This window comes from Rosenbergiella metrosideri (assembly GCF_022602565.1).
Taxonomy (GTDB): domain Bacteria; phylum Pseudomonadota; class Gammaproteobacteria; order Enterobacterales; family Enterobacteriaceae; genus Rosenbergiella; species Rosenbergiella metrosideri.
In genome coordinates, this window is sequence record NZ_JALBCV010000014.1 from 22797 (window position 1) to 41246 (window position 18450).

Consider the following 18450-nt stretch of genomic DNA (forward strand, 5'->3'; position numbering starts at 1 on the left):
TTCCTTTTGTTGTTGAATTGCCGACAGAATGACCTGCCGGGACTGTAAATACAGAATCAGATAACGGGAAACCCGCCTTCGACTCTATTTGTAAATCATTTCGATACCCGCACTCGCTGAGACTTTGCCCGGAGTGACTGGAGTTTTAGCAAAATAAGAAACATTAAAACCATGCGTCACATCTCCTCCGCTTTGCGGGATGGCATAGTCCTGTATGCTGGTACTATCGTTCAGCAACATCTGTACACCTGCACTATTTCTAAGGCGCAGCTGGGCTTCGGGACTCATTCCCGCGACAGTGCTGTTTTTAATATTGCCAGTCGCAGGATCAACTTGCGTCGAGGCAACGGAAACAAAATGGACACCAACTGTAACGGCTGCTGGACAATGCTTTAGAATCACTTGAAACGATTTCGAACCGGCCTCATCCCCTGCGCGCTGTAACAAGGAACTTGAGATAACAGGAAGTGCAACAATTTCATTCGCACTTCGATTATCAATACTGATTTGGCAAGTCTCCATTTCAAAACGCCCCGAAAAATTCACTTGAATATCACAACTCCCTTTACACGAGGGGGAGGTCGCATTAACCGAGGCATTAACAAGTGAAAGTAGCAAAATAGCGGAACGCACTCTGACGATTACTGGGGCTGACATATCGCCTCCATTTTGATCATGTTAGTACCGGTTATCGTTGACGGTGCGCTGTGTGGAACACAACGCAATTTCGATCCTGCCACCTCGGCATAGAGGGGCTGGTGGTCATATTTCCATCCACGAATATAAGCTTGTCCTCCCTGACCGATAATTCCTTGGCTATCGCCTTCTGTGGACAACATCTCTACCCCAATCGGCAGAAACTGACCGTCACGATCTTTTACCGTCAGAATCATCGCTTGGCCCATTGAGGTTTTCATTTTTACTAATACTGCTGCGCCCTGCCGAGGGATAACAGTTTTTTCGTTTTCCATGACATCCACCGTATCAGGGAGATCACGCAACCCAATCGAGACACTATTCTCTCGGTAAGGAGTCAGTGAAGGCACAATCGCATAGCCCCAACGATTGATCCGGGCACCATAGCCGTTGTTTACTTTCGCTCCCTTGGCACCATCAGCTTCAATGATGGCGAATGGTTGGTCACCCACGACAGGCCCAGCCGTAATCCCACCACGATGAGCCACCAAGCTGCCATTTGCAGAAAGCGAGAATTGATTATTATTCTTACTGTCAACTGTGGCGGTTGCACCGTATTGACCCAACGGTGTTTCATAATTGATATAACCGTTTAGCATTGAGGTACGTTTGGCGGCAGGGTCTTGGTTCATACTGGAAGCAATGCCGTAGGACAATTCACTTTGCTGTCCTTGAGAACCACTTGCCATGGTCTGCACTTGAGTAGATCCCCCTTCACCGTGCGTGACTGTGCCGTATAGAGCGTTAAACAGCGGCTGCGAGGTAGGGGTCGGATGCCCTAGCGGCACCGACAGCGAGAGAATATATTGCTTATCTTCTTTACCCATACGGGTCTTCGAGCGAGTAGTGCTCAGGCTGTAGCTAAACGATCCAAGATTATGATTAAGCCGTAACAGATATTGTCGAGAAGGCGACCGATGCGACCAATAGGTATAATAAGTTCCATTGAAATCGAGCGAGATCCGATCAGTAACACGCTGACTTAACGTGGCGCTGAGGCGACGACGCGTACGATAATCGGTATCGGTTGTGCTTTTTTGACTTGAATTATCTTCTCTATTCGCTTCGCTAATCGTGTAAAAACCTGCCGATGAGTAACGATAGGCGGCCAGGGATAAGGTTGTCTGAGATCTGCTAAAGAAGCGCATAAATTGTAGCTGGTAGCTATTACCTGAGGCCTGCGAATTAGGCAACGGCTGGCTCTCAGCGTGTATTACATCAAAGGTTATGCCACCAAATGGTGTGTTAACAGCATTACCAACGCCCAGTGCACGATACTTCTCACTCAACTGTAAACCGCCGTATAGCGTCCAGTTGCTGAAAGCACCATAGCGATAAATACCCTGAACTACGCGCGGGCGATGCCTAATATGTGCATCTTTTAGCTGACCGACAGAAACAGAAAATTGACTTATTCCCTTTTGTAATATGAGGGGGGGTGAAGAAAAAGGGATAATCTGGATGCGCTCACGACCGTCGGCTTCCTTTATCACCAACTGAAGATCACCACCGTATCCTAATCCACTAATATCTCTGAGAACAAAAGGGCCTGGGGGAACAACTGTCTCATAGATCGCGACCCCACGCTGCATCACAGTGACTTTTGCATTAGTTTCTGCAATGCCTGTGATTAACGGCGCATAGTTATTCTGGGAGTCGGGTAACATCCGTGGGTCGGTACGCAAAACCGCACCACGCAGACCGAAGCTGTTGAATAGCTCTCCACTGGTGTTCACATCCCCAAGTTGAACCTCACTTTTTAATGCCGTGACATCGTGCGCGGCATAGCCGTAAAGATTCTGCCAGTGGGTATCATGGCCTAGACCAGTATTGAAACGCTTTCTCAATCGCCAGCCAGCTAAGTTTATCCCCGCGTTAAAGGCAAAATTCGCCGTGGCGCGATTAGAATCTTTCGTATGATCTTGCAATTGTGAATAAACATTCGCATTGTAATCGATGAAACCCGCAGTGATGCCTTGCTGCCACCGTGACGGATCAATATAGCCACGAGGCACATAAGTCAGATTCACCTGTGGTATCTGCAGATTTAGCGTGAAATCTGAGCTATTATAGTAACTCTGCGCTTGATCTATCCAAGCGTGGATAGGCGCGCAAGCGTCAGCAAAGCTTCTTTCCTGTACCAACCTTATCCCAAGCAACGTTAATTGCTCACGCGACAGACAAGCAACCGCATTTCCATCGCCCTTTTGCAGACGAAATGTAATCTTATTTTGTCCCCGGCTTTCACCATTGACCTTTACCGAAACATCATACACACCGGGTGGGACAGGGTTACCTCTCCGAAATTTAGAGAGATCAATGTTCCCACCATGAACAAAGTCGGCATTAAAATTGATTTCTTCGACCTTGTTATAAGCAGTTTCAGGATTAGATTCAGCATCACAACAAAAAAGCAACGCAACAGCAATCACTATAGGATTTGTCACATTGACAGTGTTGCACCTACCATTTTTAGCCGCTGTAAGGTTCATCATCACTTTTATATTTCACTTAATCGTTTGACGGCCTATATATAGGACAGTGAGTAATGTAGAAGATATGAATATAGGTAGAAGACCTATTGAGACTGTGTCCCCTTCATGTCATTCCAGAGTAATTCCTTATTTACATTGGCACCCAAATCATTAATAAAACTATATTTCAATCGTGTGAATGTTGTTATTTTTTGATCGGGAAAGAAATCCTCATGACTTTTAGGAGCAACCATGTCCATTTTCATAACAATGGGTTTATCATTGACAAAAACCGTTGAATCATTAAATGAGAAATAAAAAGGACCAGTATTTTCCACACGAAACCCTAAACCGCGCGATGCATCTTTAATAATAGACCAATGCAGAAGGGTACTAATATCAGATAGCCTTAACTTAGCGACAGAAGCCGGACGGTAAAATATTTTAATACGTGTACGGAAAGCTATATCAAGCTTTTGTTTTGTCCCACTAGTATCCACTGGTGGGATCTCCAGAAGATTAAACCAGAACACCGACTCCTTATCCTGGGGTAAGCTCATTCCGTTATAAATCATTTTTAAACTTTGGCCGCTATTAGGCTCAACTCTAAAAATAGGCGGCGTCACAATAAATGGGATTTTGTTTTTATCAATATCTTCATTACTTGAACCATCGTCAATCCATACTTGTGAAAGAATAGGCTGATTCGTTTTGTTCTTTGTACGAATACTGATTTCTTTTTCATTTCCTGGGTAAATAATACGTGTACCTACAATGGACATCCCTGCCCAACTATTTTGTATAGTCAGAAAAAAAATAATACAAGCTGATAAAGTTTTGAACATAAAGGGTCCCGTAGATATACATATATAACTTTTACTCAATAATAAAGGTGCGTATTCTCATCTTTTTGTCTGAATACGCACCCTGCTATCATAAAATCTTAATTGTAAGCGAGCGTATAAGCGACTTTCGCGTGGATTGTTCCGTCCGTTGCTTGGCCCGTCGCGTAATAGGCAGCAACATATTCCAACTTAGCACTATGACTACTAGAATTAACTGCTACAAAAGCGCCATCAGTGCCACCAACTTGGACTTGTTTAGTTCCCCCTTTATCAAAAAGTCTAATTTGGACATTTTCGGCTGCTTTGACAGGAGGCGTTGCTTTGGAATCGGTCTGAACATCGTTGATCAGGTTATTGGTCTGTACATCATAGCCAGTTGTTCCATTGATGGCTTCAAAGTGTGCAGTAACCCCTGTAATCGCTGTGGCACAATTCTCGACATCAATCGTGAAAACGTGAGAACCCGCTGTTTTCCCAGCAGTGCCTAAATTTTCGATTGAAACTTTGGGAAGAGTAACCGTTTTGTTCACATCGCCATTTACCACGGTACAGGTACCCGAAATAACTTGACCACTGAATTCAACTGTTCCCGCAGAAGCTGCATAGGCACCAGAGGTCATTATAAAAGGTAAGAAACATAATATACGTAGTTTAGAATTCATTTTGCTATCCTTTGAATTAGTCACATTTAACCATATTGAAAAACAAGCCTAAACAACAACCAATATCCTTATTGCAGCTGTTTTCAATACTTTTCATTGCCTAAATGACAATCTGTTACCTTGGTATCAATTAAATATTTATAAAACGATATCATTTGCATCGTGAATTTGATGCCTTTGATCTTTTCATTATAATTAATTTCACTTCGCTATTTTTACAACAAACTTACCTGAGGAAAAGGTCAGCTTTACCGTCGAGCCAGCTATATCAACCTGCCTCTTTAATATTGTCTTACTCAACAATGGCATTATTTTCTGTTCGATAAAACGAATAAGCGCACGGCCTCCAGCATCTGAGATGCCACATTCATCAATGACCTGTTGTACTACTGCAGCACTGTAAACCAATGTTGCTTGATATTGTGTATGTAATCGTTGACTAATCTTATTCAAAGAGAGTTCAACAATCTTTTTAAGAGATTCCATTTGCAAAGGTAAATATGGAATAACAGTCAACCTCCCTAAAAAGGCGGCAGGGAAAACATTGAGTAACTCAGGTTTGAGATTGTTTAATAACGTCTCAATGTTTTGGCATTTTTCAATCTCAGCACATTGCTGCATGATCATCTCACTACCAATATTGCTCGTCAGTAACAATATGGTATTTTTAAAATCTATTTTGCGCCCTTCACCGTCTTCCATCTCCCCTTTGTCAAACACCTGATAGAAAAGCTCATGCACATCTGGGTGAGCTTTTTCAATTTCATCAAGGAGCACCACACTGTAAGGTTTCTTACGTACTGCTTCAGTCAATACTCCACCATTGCCATAGCCAACATAGCCGGGGGGCGATCCCTTGAGTGAGGAGATAGTGTGCGCTTCTTGGAATTCACTCATATTAATAGTGATCAAGTTTTGCTTGCCACCATATAAACTGTCTACGATCGCCAGCGCAGTTTCAGTCTTACCCACGCCTGAAGGACCTACCAGCATGAATACGCCCAGCGGTTTGCACGGATCAGCCAGTCCTGCTCTTCCCGTCATGATGATCTCGCTGAGTTGAGAAAGTGACGCTTCCTGACCAATAACACGCTCACTAAGACGCTGCGGTAATGTCATGACTTTCTGCACATCATCTTTCAGCATTTGTCCAACCGGAATCGCGGTCCAATCGCTGACAATACTTGCTATAAGGTCTTCATTGACCTCTGCATGGACAAGATGCTCTTCCTGTCGCAATTGACTCAATCGATCCTCTTCTGCAATTAACTGCTGACGAAGCGCCTCGCTCTCCAGAGCATCATCTTCTGAACTCCTCTCCATGATCTGCTGACGCAGTGCGATGATGCTTTCCGTAGCCTGTTGTTCAGTACGCCACCGTTCAGTAAGTTCCGCTATCTTACTTTCAAGCTCTAGCAGTTCAGCTGTGAGCTGCTCTTGACGCTCGCTTTGAGCTTTTCCGAGTTGTCCGGCTTTTTCCAGCAATGACAACGCTGTTTGACCACTTTGGTACTGCCATCGCAGGGTGTTAAGCTGCTTAGGTGGGGAGAACTGGGCGATAGCTACGCGCGCACAGGCGGTATCCAATAAGCTGATGGCTTTATCCGGTAACTGCCTAGCAGGAATGTAGCGCTGTGAGAGTGTAACAGCGGCTTGTGTCGCCTCTTCCATTATCCAGACGCCATGATGTTTCTCCAACGAGGGGATAAGGCTGTGCAACATGGCAATTGCTTGTTGCTCATCTGGCTCATCGATCTGCAGGACTTGAAAACGTCGTGTCAGTGCTGGATCTTTTTCAATATGCCGTTTGAACTCACTCCAAGTCGTTGCACCAATTGTCCGCAGCTGACCGCGGGCCAGCGCAGGTTTCAATAGATTAGCAGCATCACCAGTCCCTGCATTTCCACCCGCACCGATCAAGGTATGCACTTCATCGATGAACAACACTACGGGCTGCTCAGAAGCAATCGCTTCATCTAAGACAATTTTAAGCCGGGCTTCGAACTCCCCTTTCATGCTAGCACCTGCTGAAAGAGCCATAACGTCTAATGAGAGTAAACGGACGTCACGCAATGCCGGAGGAACAAGGCCCGAGGTTATCGCCTGTGCCAGCCCCTCGACTACAGCAGTCTTCCCTACCCCTGCTTCACCAGTCAGCAGTGGGTTATTTTGTCGCCGTCGCAATAAAATATCCGCCATACTGGCAATTTCGCTATCACGTCCCAGCACCGGATCGATGTCGCCTTGTCGAGCCAGTTCAGTCAAATCGGTGGTATATTTTGCTAGCGCGTCACCCTCTGTTTTTTTGAGCAGGTCAACGTCCTTACCAGATTCGAGCGTTCTATCACCTTGAATTTCAGATTCTTCATCCGAACCAGCAGTGATCTCTTTTAGGTTGGCTTGCAGGACATGAGGGTTGATACGCCCTAGTGCAGGAATAATCTTCAGCAGTTCACGTCGCAGTTCGCTGTGCGAAAGCATCGCTAAAAAAAGATGTACGCTTCGAATACGATGTTGTAGACACTCAAGGCTTGCACATATCCAGGCTCTTTCGATCGCCAGTTCTATCTGCCAGGAGAAATCATTAATTGATTCCGCACCTGAAGGGAGCGCCGCTAGACTTGTTGCCAGACCGCGTTCAATCACCTCAGCATCAAGCTCGAAAAACGTAACGATATGTTGGAGATCATTATTGCCCCCAAACCAAAGCTGATTGACCCAGTGAACAAGCTCAATATTCGGGTTACCACGTAATTTACACAGGCCAGCAGCACTTTCTATCGATGAAAAAAGTGTTTTATTGAGTTTATTAAATAGGTCTTTCCTCTGGATAGCCACGTCTCTCTTTCCTACTTATAATATTATTCTCTGTTTAATCTGTTATTAACTCTAATGCATATCGAATAGAAAAATAAAGCAAAACTCACCACAACAATAACATATTTTAATAAAAATCCTATTTTCACAAAGTAAAATAATATTCATTATTTCTTAATGCGAAAAATAATTAATAATTCATCGAGAGTAATAGCGTCATTTTGGTTGAAAACTATTTTCTCATTAGGAAAATATAAATAACTCTATTAACCCTTTATTTATCATTTCCACTTATCGATAGACCTCAAGAAAAAAACAAATATAAACCATATAAAATAGTAGGTTACCTGCATTGCGGTTTCTTTTTTCATCATCCAATCATAAATTGATGAATATTTTTTCACCCTATTCTTTTATGCGACTTAAAATTAAAACCACCAACATAATTCAACCTAAAATAAAGTGAGTCAGAGGAATTAATTCCCTTTGGTAAATAAAGAATTGACTAAATAGCTATTTAAACCTCTAACATCGCATACTATACTCGTCATTACCGAGGATTATTAAAAAACTTAAAATTATAAGATCACTGCTGAATTGATTATTTCCATCATGCACTCATCCTCCGGATACTCATTTTTTTAAAACACTCTTTTAATATTCGGGGCCTACATGGATCAAAAATTCTTAGACAGCTACAATACAGAATTGACATTCATGCGTGAGATGGCAAATGAGTTTGCCGAAAAGCATCCTAAAATTGCCGGACGCCTCGGCATGCATGGTATTGACGTCGCCGATCCCTTTGTAGAACGCTTAATCGAAGCATTCTGTTTCATGTCCGCGCGGACTCAACTTAAGCTCGATTCAGAATTTCCCCGCTTTACCCAACGGTTGCTTGATATTATCTATCCTAATTACACCGCACCGGTTCCTTCAATGGGGGTAATTCAGCTCAAACCGAACTTAAAAGAAGGGGATCTCACGCGAGGATATTCAGTCCCGCGGGACAGTGCGTTCTATACTCCAATCCCAGCTGGAGAAGTCACTCGCTGTGAATTCCGAAGTGGTCAAGAGGTTCAGCTTTGGCCACTAGAAATTACGGATGCTAGGTTAACCTCTTTACCCCCCGATATGCCCCACTTGGAGCGGTACAACATTCCGTTGGCTCCCTTGAAAAGTGCGTTAAGAATTAAGCTCTCATTACCTGATGATATTACTTTTTCCCAACTCAACGGGCTGGAGCGTCTACCACTCTATATTGATGGTGATGAGCGAATTGTTTCGCACATTTTTGAATTACTCCACGCTGGACAAGTCGCGATGATCGTCCGCTCAGGTCGCGGAGATAATATGACTGACAGTATTGTTAGCCGCAATCCATTGGCCTTTGAAGGACTATCGTCCGGACATAATCTTCTTCCCGCCGCCTGGAATATGTTCCATGGTCATAATTTGGTACAAGAGTACTTCTCCTGTCGTAAACGCTTTTATTTCTTTTCTCTGACGCAGCTGACAGACGGACTGATCCACAACCACACCTCAGAAGCAGAGATCATTATTCTGTTAAACCGTAATGCCTCACATCTGACGGAGCACATTTCCGCGTCCCGCTTCTTGCTGCACTGTACGCCGGTCATCAACCTGTTTTCCAGACGCTTAGACAAGCTTGAAATTAATCAACGCTCAAACGAATTTCACGCCACGCCAGACCGCAGCCGACCTCTCGATTTCGAGGTTCATTCAATTCGCAAAGTATTTGGTCAGCAAGCAGAAAATAGTAGCGAGGTGGTTTTCAACCCGCTCTATCAAACACGTCATAGTGCCCAAGGTAACTTTGGCCGATATTTCTCTACGCTACGCAAGCCACGCCAAACCAACAGTAATGCGCGTAAGTACGCAACTCGAACTCCTTATTCTGGTACGGAGGTTTTTGTTTCACTGGTAGATCAGAAAGAGGCCCCCTGGCAAGACAATATCCGCTACTTATCAATTGAGGCGCTGATTACTAATCGAGATTTGCCCCGTTTAATCTTAGCTGACGGTAATTTTTCCTTGAGTATGCCAGATTCAGCGCCAGTTGAAGGTGCTCGATTTATCTTTCAACCCAGTGCTCCCCGATCACCGTTTGCTCAAGGCGAATCGGCTTGGCGACTCATTCGGCAGCTCAGCTTTAACTACCTACCTCTATCAGATATGCCCCATCACGAAGGGGGTGCTTCGCTGCGTAATATTTTGCGTCTTTTTGTTAGCGATTCAGATAACGAATCAATCAAGCAAATAGAGGCACTGGTGGGCTGTCACAGTACGCCAGTGGTCCGTCGCCTTCCTGGGAAAGGATTACTCATTTACGGTCGAGGGGTACGCTGCGAATTGACCATCGATGAAGAGAGTTTTTCCGGTATCAGCCCATATCTTTTTGGCATGATTATGGAAAATTATCTTGCTCGACACGCTGCGATAAATGTTTTTACTGAAACAGAATTACGCTCCATGCAGCGTGGGGTGATAGGACAATGGCAGGCACGTCCGGGACAGCGAGGTATCTTGTGACTGTGCGTGATAACAGCTCTCTCGACCAAAAGCCTATGACTCACTGCGCCGAGGATGATCAGAGTATCCAGAATGGCTTCATCCCGCTACTTCGGAAGCTTGCGGCACAGTCTCCAGAAAGGCCCGTACCAGGAAGCGCTCGCTTGCCGACACAAGAAAACTTTCGCCTAAGCCAAAAAGCGCATATGAATTTTGCGCCCCGCGAAATAGCGTCTCTTAGCCAGACGGCTGACAAGACCGATATCGAACTTTTCGGCCTAGGTATATGGGGCCCCCAGGGAGCCATGCCACTCCATCTCACCGAGCTGGCCTATACTCGATCAGAGTCACATGATGATACGCTAAATGCCTTTGTCGATATCTTCCATCACCGCGCCCTCGCACAATTTTGGCGTGCATGGTTCGTCTCTCAGGATACGGCTTCTCTTGATCGCCCTCATGATGAACGTTTCTCATTTTATGTTGGCAGTTTGGCTGGCCTTGATCCTCAAGAACTGCTCGACAGCGCGCTGCCGTTGCATCCACGACTCTCCTCTGCTGCCCATCTAATTCGTGAGTCACGTAACCCTGAAGGCCTGATTGGTGCACTTCACTATTACTTCGATGTCCCCGTACAGATACAGGAATTCGCCAGTCAGTGGATCAGCCTAGAAAATGCAGATCGTTCCCAGCTCGGCATTATGAATGGCTCATCCAGCTTAGGAGATGGTGCAATTTTAGGCAGCATGGTCGTTGATAGGCAGCATAAATTTCAGCTTATTTTCGGGCCCCTTAGTCTAGAACAGTATCGGTGCTTCAGCCCAACCGGCGAGGATTTACCGGTACTGCGTGAATGGGTAAGAAATTTCGTGGGCTTCGAATATGCCTGGGAAGTCAGCTTGGTGTTATCCGCTGAAGAAGTGCCTTATGCATCTCTCGGTGAGACGCACCAACTGGGTTACACCAGCTGGCTAACACGCAGCGATACATCTACTGCGCTGGCAGGCATGAGTTTCGATCCCGAAGCACAGTCCCGCTGGGCCTAACCATCACTTTTCTTTTTTGAGACAGGAGCAATATGTTGCCGAACTTAACTTACCCCTGCCCGGAGTGGTATTTGCCGCTGCTAGAGCCGACAAATGATTCCCCCCCCTGTGGGGAAAGTCTCGAATATGATCCAGCATTTATCATGCTCCAAGGACAGCTTCAGCCTCGACTTGGGGCCGAATATGGTGATTTTGTCGAGGCTATCGATCCCATCAAATGGGCTGAGGTTGAACGTGAAGCACGCACACTCTTGTTAAAAAGTAAGGATGTACGGCTAGTTATTATCTTAATGCGCTGTCGGTTACACAGTATCGGCTTATCGGCGGTCAATGAAGGGCTAAATGCTCTCCTTCACTTGATTACGCAATGGCCTCAAGATTTTCATCCCTTACCCATGGATGAGGGAGAGTATGTACCCATCCTACGCGCTAATGCTTTTGCTGAATTGAGCTCACACGAAGGTTATTTAGCCGACCTACGCCTTGAGCCACTTCCTAAAGCGAAGGGTTTACAACTCACCTTAAGGGACGTTGAACGAGCGCTTAGTGGTCCGGCTGATGAGGATACGCAGAGCGAAGTGACGGTAAAAGCGATTTTAGAAACGTTGCATAACGATCCTTCCATCGTTTCTCTGCAACACGCCGCTGAAAAGTTACGCGAACTCAAGGCAATTCTTGATCACAGCTTGGGCGATGATGCCCCCGATTTCTCGGCGTTGACCTCGCTGCTAGTGTTTTTTTCCAGCAATACAGCTATCGCCCCCTTAGAAAACGATCAGCCAGTTCAGTCAGAGACGCCCCTCCCTACGTGCCACGTGGAGCCACCGAACGCGTCGTCGCCCCCCCCTAATCCTCTGCCATCAGCAGATCCACGGCCTTTATCGGTAGAAAAAACAGTAATAACAACACCATCCGCTGCGGTTATCAGCGATCGGCGGGAAGCCTTACGTCGACTGGAACAACTACGTAGCTGGTTCAGCGAGAAGGAGCCTAGCTCTCCCGCAATTTTACTCCTGAGCCTCACTGCACATACCGTCGGCAAAAGTTTTATTGAGCTGTTGGATATCTTACCCGCCGAACTTATCGCTAATTTAAAATCTTTACAGGACATAGCAGAATGCGACTAATTTCTAAACTGTTTATTACCTGCAATTTTATTTTACTTCAGCCGTGCTTGGCTGACTGTCCCTTTATCAAAGATGGTTTCGAATCGCTTTCTATACCTGGCTTTCCTATTTTCCTTACTCTGCCAGCAAAAACGTTTAATATTGATGCAGATGCCGCTGCTGGTACGCTCATCGGTAAAATGAGTGTTGCCGCAAACACCTTTAACGACGTCTATTACGACTGTAATAAAATTCCCACCTATCTTTACGGTAAAACACTTAATACGACTGGCCTCACGGATCTTTCTAACAACACCTTTGCGGTGGGCGATACCGGTCTTTCAATTTTACCTTCCCTCACCTCAAAAGGTGCAACCGGCTATTTCCCATCCATGCCTAGAACGCTACAAGTGAACCCAGATAGCCCCTATATCGTGTTTACTAAAAACACGTCTTTCGAGGTGCAAATTTACAAGAGGAACGCCCAGCTTAAACTGCATGACCCACAGGGGGAAGTCGTTCTTCCTCCAACGGTCGCCTTCATCACCCAATGGATTAACAGCGACACCCCAGGTGATAACAGAGCTTTTACCGTTAATCTCGGCGGGGTGACTATTGTAAGTACGCCTGTATGTAAAACCGACCAATCCATAAAAGATGTGCCATTCGGCAGCATTACAGAAACCACGCTCAACAATGGCATCAAACGTGACCTACATTTCACACTTCAGTGCCAGACCGATTTCGGTACTTACAATGCCATCGCAAGTATCAATGCTCGCCAGCGTACATCGGATAACAAGTACATTACTGTAACCGATGCCGCAGGCAATACAGACAGGCTCAAGATTGGGATTACCGACAGTCAAGGTAAGACAATGAACGTGGATGGTACGTCCTCTGAATCTAAGTACAGCGTCCAAAACAACAACGCTGCACAATTCAACTGGAGTGCCACGTTATTACGCGCCTCCCCCACCCTTTTACCCGCAGTGGGGGATTTTACCGCTCATGCTGAAATTACTTTCCAGATCAATTAACCCTCGTCAAAGCAGTCAATAAACGGATGAAAACTTCAGATAGTACTATATTCGTGAATATCGCCAGCTACCGTGACCCAGAGCTGTGCCCCACCTTGCATAGTCTGATTCACGGCGCGGAGAAGCCAGAGAATTTACACATTGTGATCTGCTGGCAGGACAACGGCGATATCCAATCCTTCCTCAATGCCGGGCTAACATTGGTGAGTCAATCAGAGCAGTTTTATCAATTCCGCTACAGGGGGGTATTGCTCAAGGTTATCGCTGTTAACTATTTAAAAAGTGAGGGTGCGTGCTGGGCACGCTATCAAGTAGACCAATGTTATCAACAAGAACGCTATTTACTACAGATTGACTCGCACTGCCGCTTTATCATTGGCTGGGATACGGCGATGATCACCATGCTTGAAAGCTTGCGTAGTCAGAGTTCAAAACCTGTGCTTTCCTGCTACCCTCCAGCTTACACGCCAGGTCACGACGAAGATCGCAAAGATTATCTATCGCGTCTGGTCTTCAACGATTTCAGTAAAGAAGGTATCGTCGCTCAACATTCTACCCAATTTAAAGCCGACGCCCCCACTCGGAGCGGCTATATTGCTGGCGGTTTTATTTTTGCTGACGGTCACTTCGTCACCCGTGTCCCTAATGATCCAGCTATTTTCTTTATCGGGGAAGAGTTCAATCGTGCAATGCGTGCCTGGACGCATGGTTACGACGTCTGGACGGTACATCGGATTATCCTCTGGCATTATTACCAACGCCAAAATGCACCGAAAGTATGGGATGATCACTCAAACGAAGCGAAAGAAAAAGGGCTGATTGATACCGTCTGGTGGCAACGCAATCAAGCGTCGACGTTGCACGTTCGACGCCTGCTCAACACAGACGCTGCAGAAACCTTTTCCCAACCATGGGGGCTGGGACGTCAACGTTCGCTGCTGGAGTTTCAGTACCGAATTGGTATCGACCTTATTGGGCAGCGTGTTCATCCGGATGTATGGGGAACAGAGAAAGTCAGCTGGTTCGAGGATCTTCCCGACGACCATCAGAAATGGGTGCAAAGTTTACGTTTCTTTCATAATAAAACCCTCATGTTGAGCCAAGATGAAATCAACCTAACGCGTAATGACGTTGTGTGGTGGCACGTTGGGGTCTATAGCCAGGCGAAGCGCCCAATAATGTTACGTCGCTATTCTCCAGCAGCCTTTTGCCAACTCTTCACCAATGATGGTCAGCAATCCAGACAGCTTAAGCTACGCTTTGATACGCTGAGCTGTGCCGATGCCCAAACAGTCCGTATCTGCGCCTTTACTGACCGGTACGAGTGGGATGATGTACTGGAGAAAAGCTGGTGAAATATTTAACGATTTTCGACGAAATTATTGCCACCTGCGCGCTGGTTTCACTCCCCGCCATTATTCCCTCATTGATGGAATATCAGTATCAACTGAAAGTGCGTATCGACCTCTTGTGCACTGACTTAAAGCAAAAGGGATATAGTGACGATGTTATCGATGCCCTGTGTCGTTTAAGCTGTCATGCCCTCGATCTCACTACCCAGCGGAATCTGCAGCAGGAGGGATTGAGCTGGCAAGGTTATGAGCTTGAGCTTTTATTCTACGGCCCGGGTGATGATTGCTTTTTTACCGAGCAACATGCTGACCTGCTGGCTCAGCAGACCCGAGGGGAACTCACCGTAGCGGTAGGTAAACTATTTTGTCTGTCTTCATTTCCCTACCCGCAAACGCCAAGGGGCTCCGGTCAACATCCTCTTATCGCCGCAGACTCGTCATCTTCCCCTGCGACGCTTTCACAGGACGACATTGCCACGACAGATCATAAAAGCACTTTGCTCTGGCACGATGTGTTTTGGACCGCTAAGGCGTTCATTCCTATCCTCACCTGTCTTTTTGCGGTCTGGCTTAGCTGTTATTTCTATCTTTATTAAGGATTTTCCATGCGCAGGATTTGGCTACGCTTCTCTCTATTCGTCATCACTTCAGCTTTTCTACTTTGCTTTGCACTGTCGCTACTGCCCGCTTTACAAAAGGAATGGCTTGTAATGCCGGTGATGATCTTATTGGCCCTCATTCTAGTCAGCCTACATGGCTATAGCATACTCGCGAAACCTCCTAATACGGACACTCCTCCCCTCTTACCAAGATTGGCCGCAGTGGAGAAACCGGTTATGCTGATCGTGGGGCCCTATGCTGCAAAGTGGTTTAGACAATATGGTAACGGGGATGACAGTCGATTCAATCACACACTCGTATGGCTTCTAGCGAACGATGCTAAAACGCTTGCGCTACGCCTTAAGAAGATCGGACAAGTTTCACCCAAGGCGCGTGCCGTAGTATTTTTTCCTCTCCTTCCAGATGCTGAAGATAGTGCTGAACAGATAAAAATAAAGATTTCTCAATGGGAACAAGAGTTCACTACGGTTCTTACACACTATTCTTTACCAGCGGTACTTGCTGTCTACGCCCGTCTCAGTCGTGTCGGCTGCGAAAGCCAACACGTTACGGAAACCTGGCTGGGTAACCTCGCGATTGATCCCCAGCAGGCATTGAGTCCTGAAAAAGCCCTGAGTCAGCTCAGTGCGCAAATCGATAGCACGCCACCCGCTACCCCGCAAGATGTCCAACGCGCCGTCCTAGGTAAACAGCTGTTTGCCTGGTTGACAAAGAGCGGGATCACCCAGTGTTTGACACGCATATTTTTTCCTACTTCGCTGCGGCTAAACCAACTGTTGCTGTGTGATTGCAGTAGTGGGTTCCATCGCCATGGCGCATGGTCGTCTTGGTTAGCCCAGCGCTATGGACTGTTACCTGCGTTGAGTACGCGCACCGCTGAACCTTCACTTCCAATGATCGAACTGAAATCAGCGCCTAGTTATCAGCGCGAACGGCCTCGCGTGGAAAAAAGGGTCAATGCTCTACGATGGAGCCAGTTACTAGTCACGATAATACTGGCGGCTTCGCTCCTCATCACCACTCTTTCAATTCATCGGCAACAACAAGCGTTTCGCCTTAAGATACAGCATATTCTGGAACCGTTAGACAACCTTTCTGCTGTAAGATTACAAAGACGTATTGCGCAACTGCAGGCACTTTACACAGGCTGGTCACCCTGTACCGAGGTCCCCGAAATACGCCTGTGGGGGCTATCACCCTGCGCCAAATCTCTTACTGCAATCAATCAGCGTATAGCCCTCCTGTCAACGCTACCGATCTATAGTACGCCGCAGTGGCACGATCATCTATTCGACTCCGGTAGTTCAACGTTATTACCTCAGGCTAGCCGTCAGCTAGCACCGATAATAGAACTCATTCGCTCTCATCCACAGCAGAAAATTGTGATCACTGGACACGCAGACAACTCCGGGAGTAAGCGAGTGAATGACATAATAGCGGCTCGGCGCGCCGAGGCGGTAGCACAGTGGCTGACAGAGCACGGCATCGATCCCTCCCTATTGATTACCCAAAGTGCAGGTGCAGATGAGCCAATCGCCCCTAACGACAATGTGCAGGGGCGCCAGGAAAACCGTCGAGTAGACGTCATCATCCTGCCCTCTGCAGAAATAGCTAAGGAGTTTACGACCCTATGAGTAATAGCCTCTACGAATATCACATGTACGAAGGTAACTTTTTAACTCCTCGTCCAGTGTTGGACAGAAGTGTCAATTTACTGATGTTTCGCGACGATGAAGGGAAAGAGTATCAAATCGTCATCAACCGTGTGTTGCTACCTGAAGGAAAAGACGTTACCGCCTGGTGTGAAGAGGAAATGGAAACGCTACGTCATAAACTTCCTGGTTTCAACATTGAAGGAAAGTTACTCGAACATGAAATTGGCCCCGCAAAAATCCCGATTGTTCAGGTGGCTAACCGCTATCTGTATGAAGGAAAGACCAAAAAACAAATTCAATCGATAATGCGTCTGCCAGAAGATACTGTGCACAATCCGTTTAATCGGGAATTGATAATCTTCACTCTAGTATCTGAAGATCAATTCACGGAATATCAGCGAAAACATTATGTGCAGGTGATTAATAGTTTTACGCCACAGATGGGTTAATGATTAGAAGTGTTATTCGATATTAATTCAATATTTTATACAACGTAAATATATCAAACTAAAACCCTACATATCGATAGCAATTCGTTGTCGCTTAACAACTATAGCGCGAACATTGCAGGCCCGATCGCCTGCTTTGTTCTTACCCACTGATTTGATATAAGGAGATACCTATGCCAGCCATTTCAGTTTGTACAGAAAATCAATTTTATAACCTGGGAATGACCTGTCTCATTAATGACGTAAAAAAAAAGCGAGATAATTATTTCGGTAAGCAAGTCGACGCAACGACAGAACAAGACAAAATTATATCATTTCATAAGGGGGTGGCAGTAATTGATTATAAAGAAAAAAAATCTGAACACCCTCCATTTCCCATAATCATTATTTTCTGTACAAAAAACCTTCTTCTATCCGAAATAAAGACGTTGCTATCTTATATCCTTAAAATTGCACAACGAAGTAGAAGGGAATTTATCCATCTTAATAAAATGAAAGCTATCCTACCAACAGAGCTTGAACAACTCACCTTCCATGAAATGAAAATAATTAAGCTGTTAGCAAAAGGGAATAGTATCTCTACAATTTCTCAAATAATGAACTGTAAAAAAAGCACTACCTATACTCATCGTAGGAATATTTTAAGAAAAACACGCACCGTTAATAGACAACGGCTAAATAAAATTATTCAAGTACTGAAAAATTATGATACCAAATATTCAGATATCATCTTATTGTAAAGAGGTTGTCACTCATTCCCACAGTTGGCAACCTCTATGCTACTGACTCAGACTTGTCTCGATGATTTTATCAGTATTCTATTGATTACCGGGTGCAAGAGTAAATTTTACTTTTGCACCTCTCTGGGGACGATCACTTTTTTGGCTACTCATTCTTCAGATAACGATTCATTCTTCCGTGAACACTTCCCGGCTTAAGGCGTCGCTTTCGTCCAATGTGCAAGCTCAGCGCAGCTTTTCCTGTCCTGTAACCCAATCTGTCGAGCAATGCGCATTCTAACGTAGAAAAATAGTCTAAAGGCTTAAGAAATCTTGGTACTGATAATGATAATCATCCCGTTGTTTCTCACCTCGGTAACTGATCACTTTTTTACACTTCGTGAATTCAGTATTAAGCTCAACGCATCATACACGA

General features: G+C 45.5%; 14 protein-coding genes. 9 read left to right on the forward strand and 5 right to left on the reverse strand.

Going from position 1 to position 18450, the window contains the following annotated elements:
• Positions 1 to 84: 84 nt before the first annotated feature.
• The 5 genes from MKR94_RS12710 to tssH form a co-directional block, all read right to left on the reverse strand.
• Positions 85 to 657, reverse strand: coding sequence for a fimbrial protein (locus MKR94_RS12710; protein WP_241647236.1), 573 nt, complete (start codon positions 655 to 657; stop codon positions 85 to 87).
• A complete protein-coding gene (locus MKR94_RS12715; RefSeq protein ID WP_241647237.1) occupies positions 642 to 3143 on the reverse strand; it encodes a fimbria/pilus outer membrane usher protein in 2502 nt (833 codons plus the stop codon). Before MKR94_RS12715 ends, MKR94_RS12710 begins: the two co-directional genes overlap by 16 nt.
• Before the next feature lie 131 nt (positions 3144 to 3274).
• Complete coding sequence (locus MKR94_RS12720; RefSeq protein ID WP_241647238.1) at positions 3275 to 4015, reverse strand: fimbrial biogenesis chaperone; 741 nt, start codon at positions 4013 to 4015, stop codon at positions 3275 to 3277.
• 98 nt (positions 4016 to 4113) lie between these two features.
• Positions 4114 to 4677, reverse strand: coding sequence for a fimbrial protein (locus tag MKR94_RS12725; protein ID WP_241647239.1), 564 nt, complete (start codon positions 4675 to 4677; stop codon positions 4114 to 4116).
• Between the two features lie 201 nt (positions 4678 to 4878).
• Entirely contained in the window at positions 4879 to 7515 is a 2637-nt protein-coding gene (gene tssH, locus MKR94_RS12730) for a type VI secretion system ATPase TssH (RefSeq protein ID WP_241647240.1), read from the reverse strand.
• Positions 7516 to 8166: 651 nt separating this feature from the next.
• Between tssH and tssF the strand changes: the two genes are divergently transcribed.
• The 9 genes from tssF to MKR94_RS12775 all read left to right on the forward strand — a co-directional run bounded on the left by tssF (position 8167) and on the right by MKR94_RS12775 (position 18035).
• Entirely contained in the window at positions 8167 to 10047 is a 1881-nt protein-coding gene (gene tssF / locus MKR94_RS12735) for a type VI secretion system baseplate subunit TssF (RefSeq protein WP_241585936.1), read from the forward strand.
• 35 nt (positions 10048 to 10082) lie between these two features.
• Entirely contained in the window at positions 10083 to 11072 is a 990-nt protein-coding gene (gene tssG, locus MKR94_RS12740; RefSeq protein WP_241647279.1) for a type VI secretion system baseplate subunit TssG, read from the forward strand.
• 32 nt (positions 11073 to 11104) lie between these two features.
• A complete protein-coding gene (locus MKR94_RS12745; protein ID WP_241647241.1) occupies positions 11105 to 12199 on the forward strand; it encodes a type VI secretion system protein TssA in 1095 nt (364 codons plus the stop codon).
• Positions 12190 to 13218: a fimbrial protein gene (locus MKR94_RS12750; RefSeq protein WP_241647242.1), complete on the forward strand. Its 1029-nt coding sequence runs from the start codon at positions 12190 to 12192 to the stop codon at positions 13216 to 13218. The genes MKR94_RS12745 and MKR94_RS12750 overlap by 10 nt, the downstream gene beginning before the upstream one ends.
• Positions 13219 to 13244: 26 nt before the next feature.
• Complete coding sequence (locus MKR94_RS12755; RefSeq protein WP_241647243.1) at positions 13245 to 14573, forward strand: GlcNAc-transferase family protein; 1329 nt, start codon at positions 13245 to 13247, stop codon at positions 14571 to 14573.
• Positions 14570 to 15166 carry a hypothetical protein gene (locus tag MKR94_RS12760; RefSeq protein WP_241585930.1) on the forward strand — a complete coding sequence of 199 codons (597 nt, stop codon included), beginning with the start codon at positions 14570 to 14572 and terminating at the stop codon, positions 15164 to 15166. Before MKR94_RS12755 ends, MKR94_RS12760 begins: the two co-directional genes overlap by 4 nt.
• Before the next feature lie 9 nt (positions 15167 to 15175).
• On the forward strand, positions 15176 to 16825 hold the full coding sequence (locus MKR94_RS12765; protein ID WP_241647244.1) for an OmpA family protein: 1650 nt from the start codon (positions 15176 to 15178) through the stop codon (positions 16823 to 16825).
• On the forward strand, positions 16822 to 17295 hold the full coding sequence (locus MKR94_RS12770) for a DcrB-related protein (protein WP_241585926.1): 474 nt from the start codon (positions 16822 to 16824) through the stop codon (positions 17293 to 17295). Before MKR94_RS12765 ends, MKR94_RS12770 begins: the two co-directional genes overlap by 4 nt.
• A gap of 173 nt (positions 17296 to 17468) precedes the next feature.
• Complete coding sequence (locus tag MKR94_RS12775; RefSeq protein ID WP_241647245.1) at positions 17469 to 18035, forward strand: helix-turn-helix transcriptional regulator; 567 nt, start codon at positions 17469 to 17471, stop codon at positions 18033 to 18035.
• The last annotated feature ends 415 nt before the right edge of the window (positions 18036 to 18450 follow it).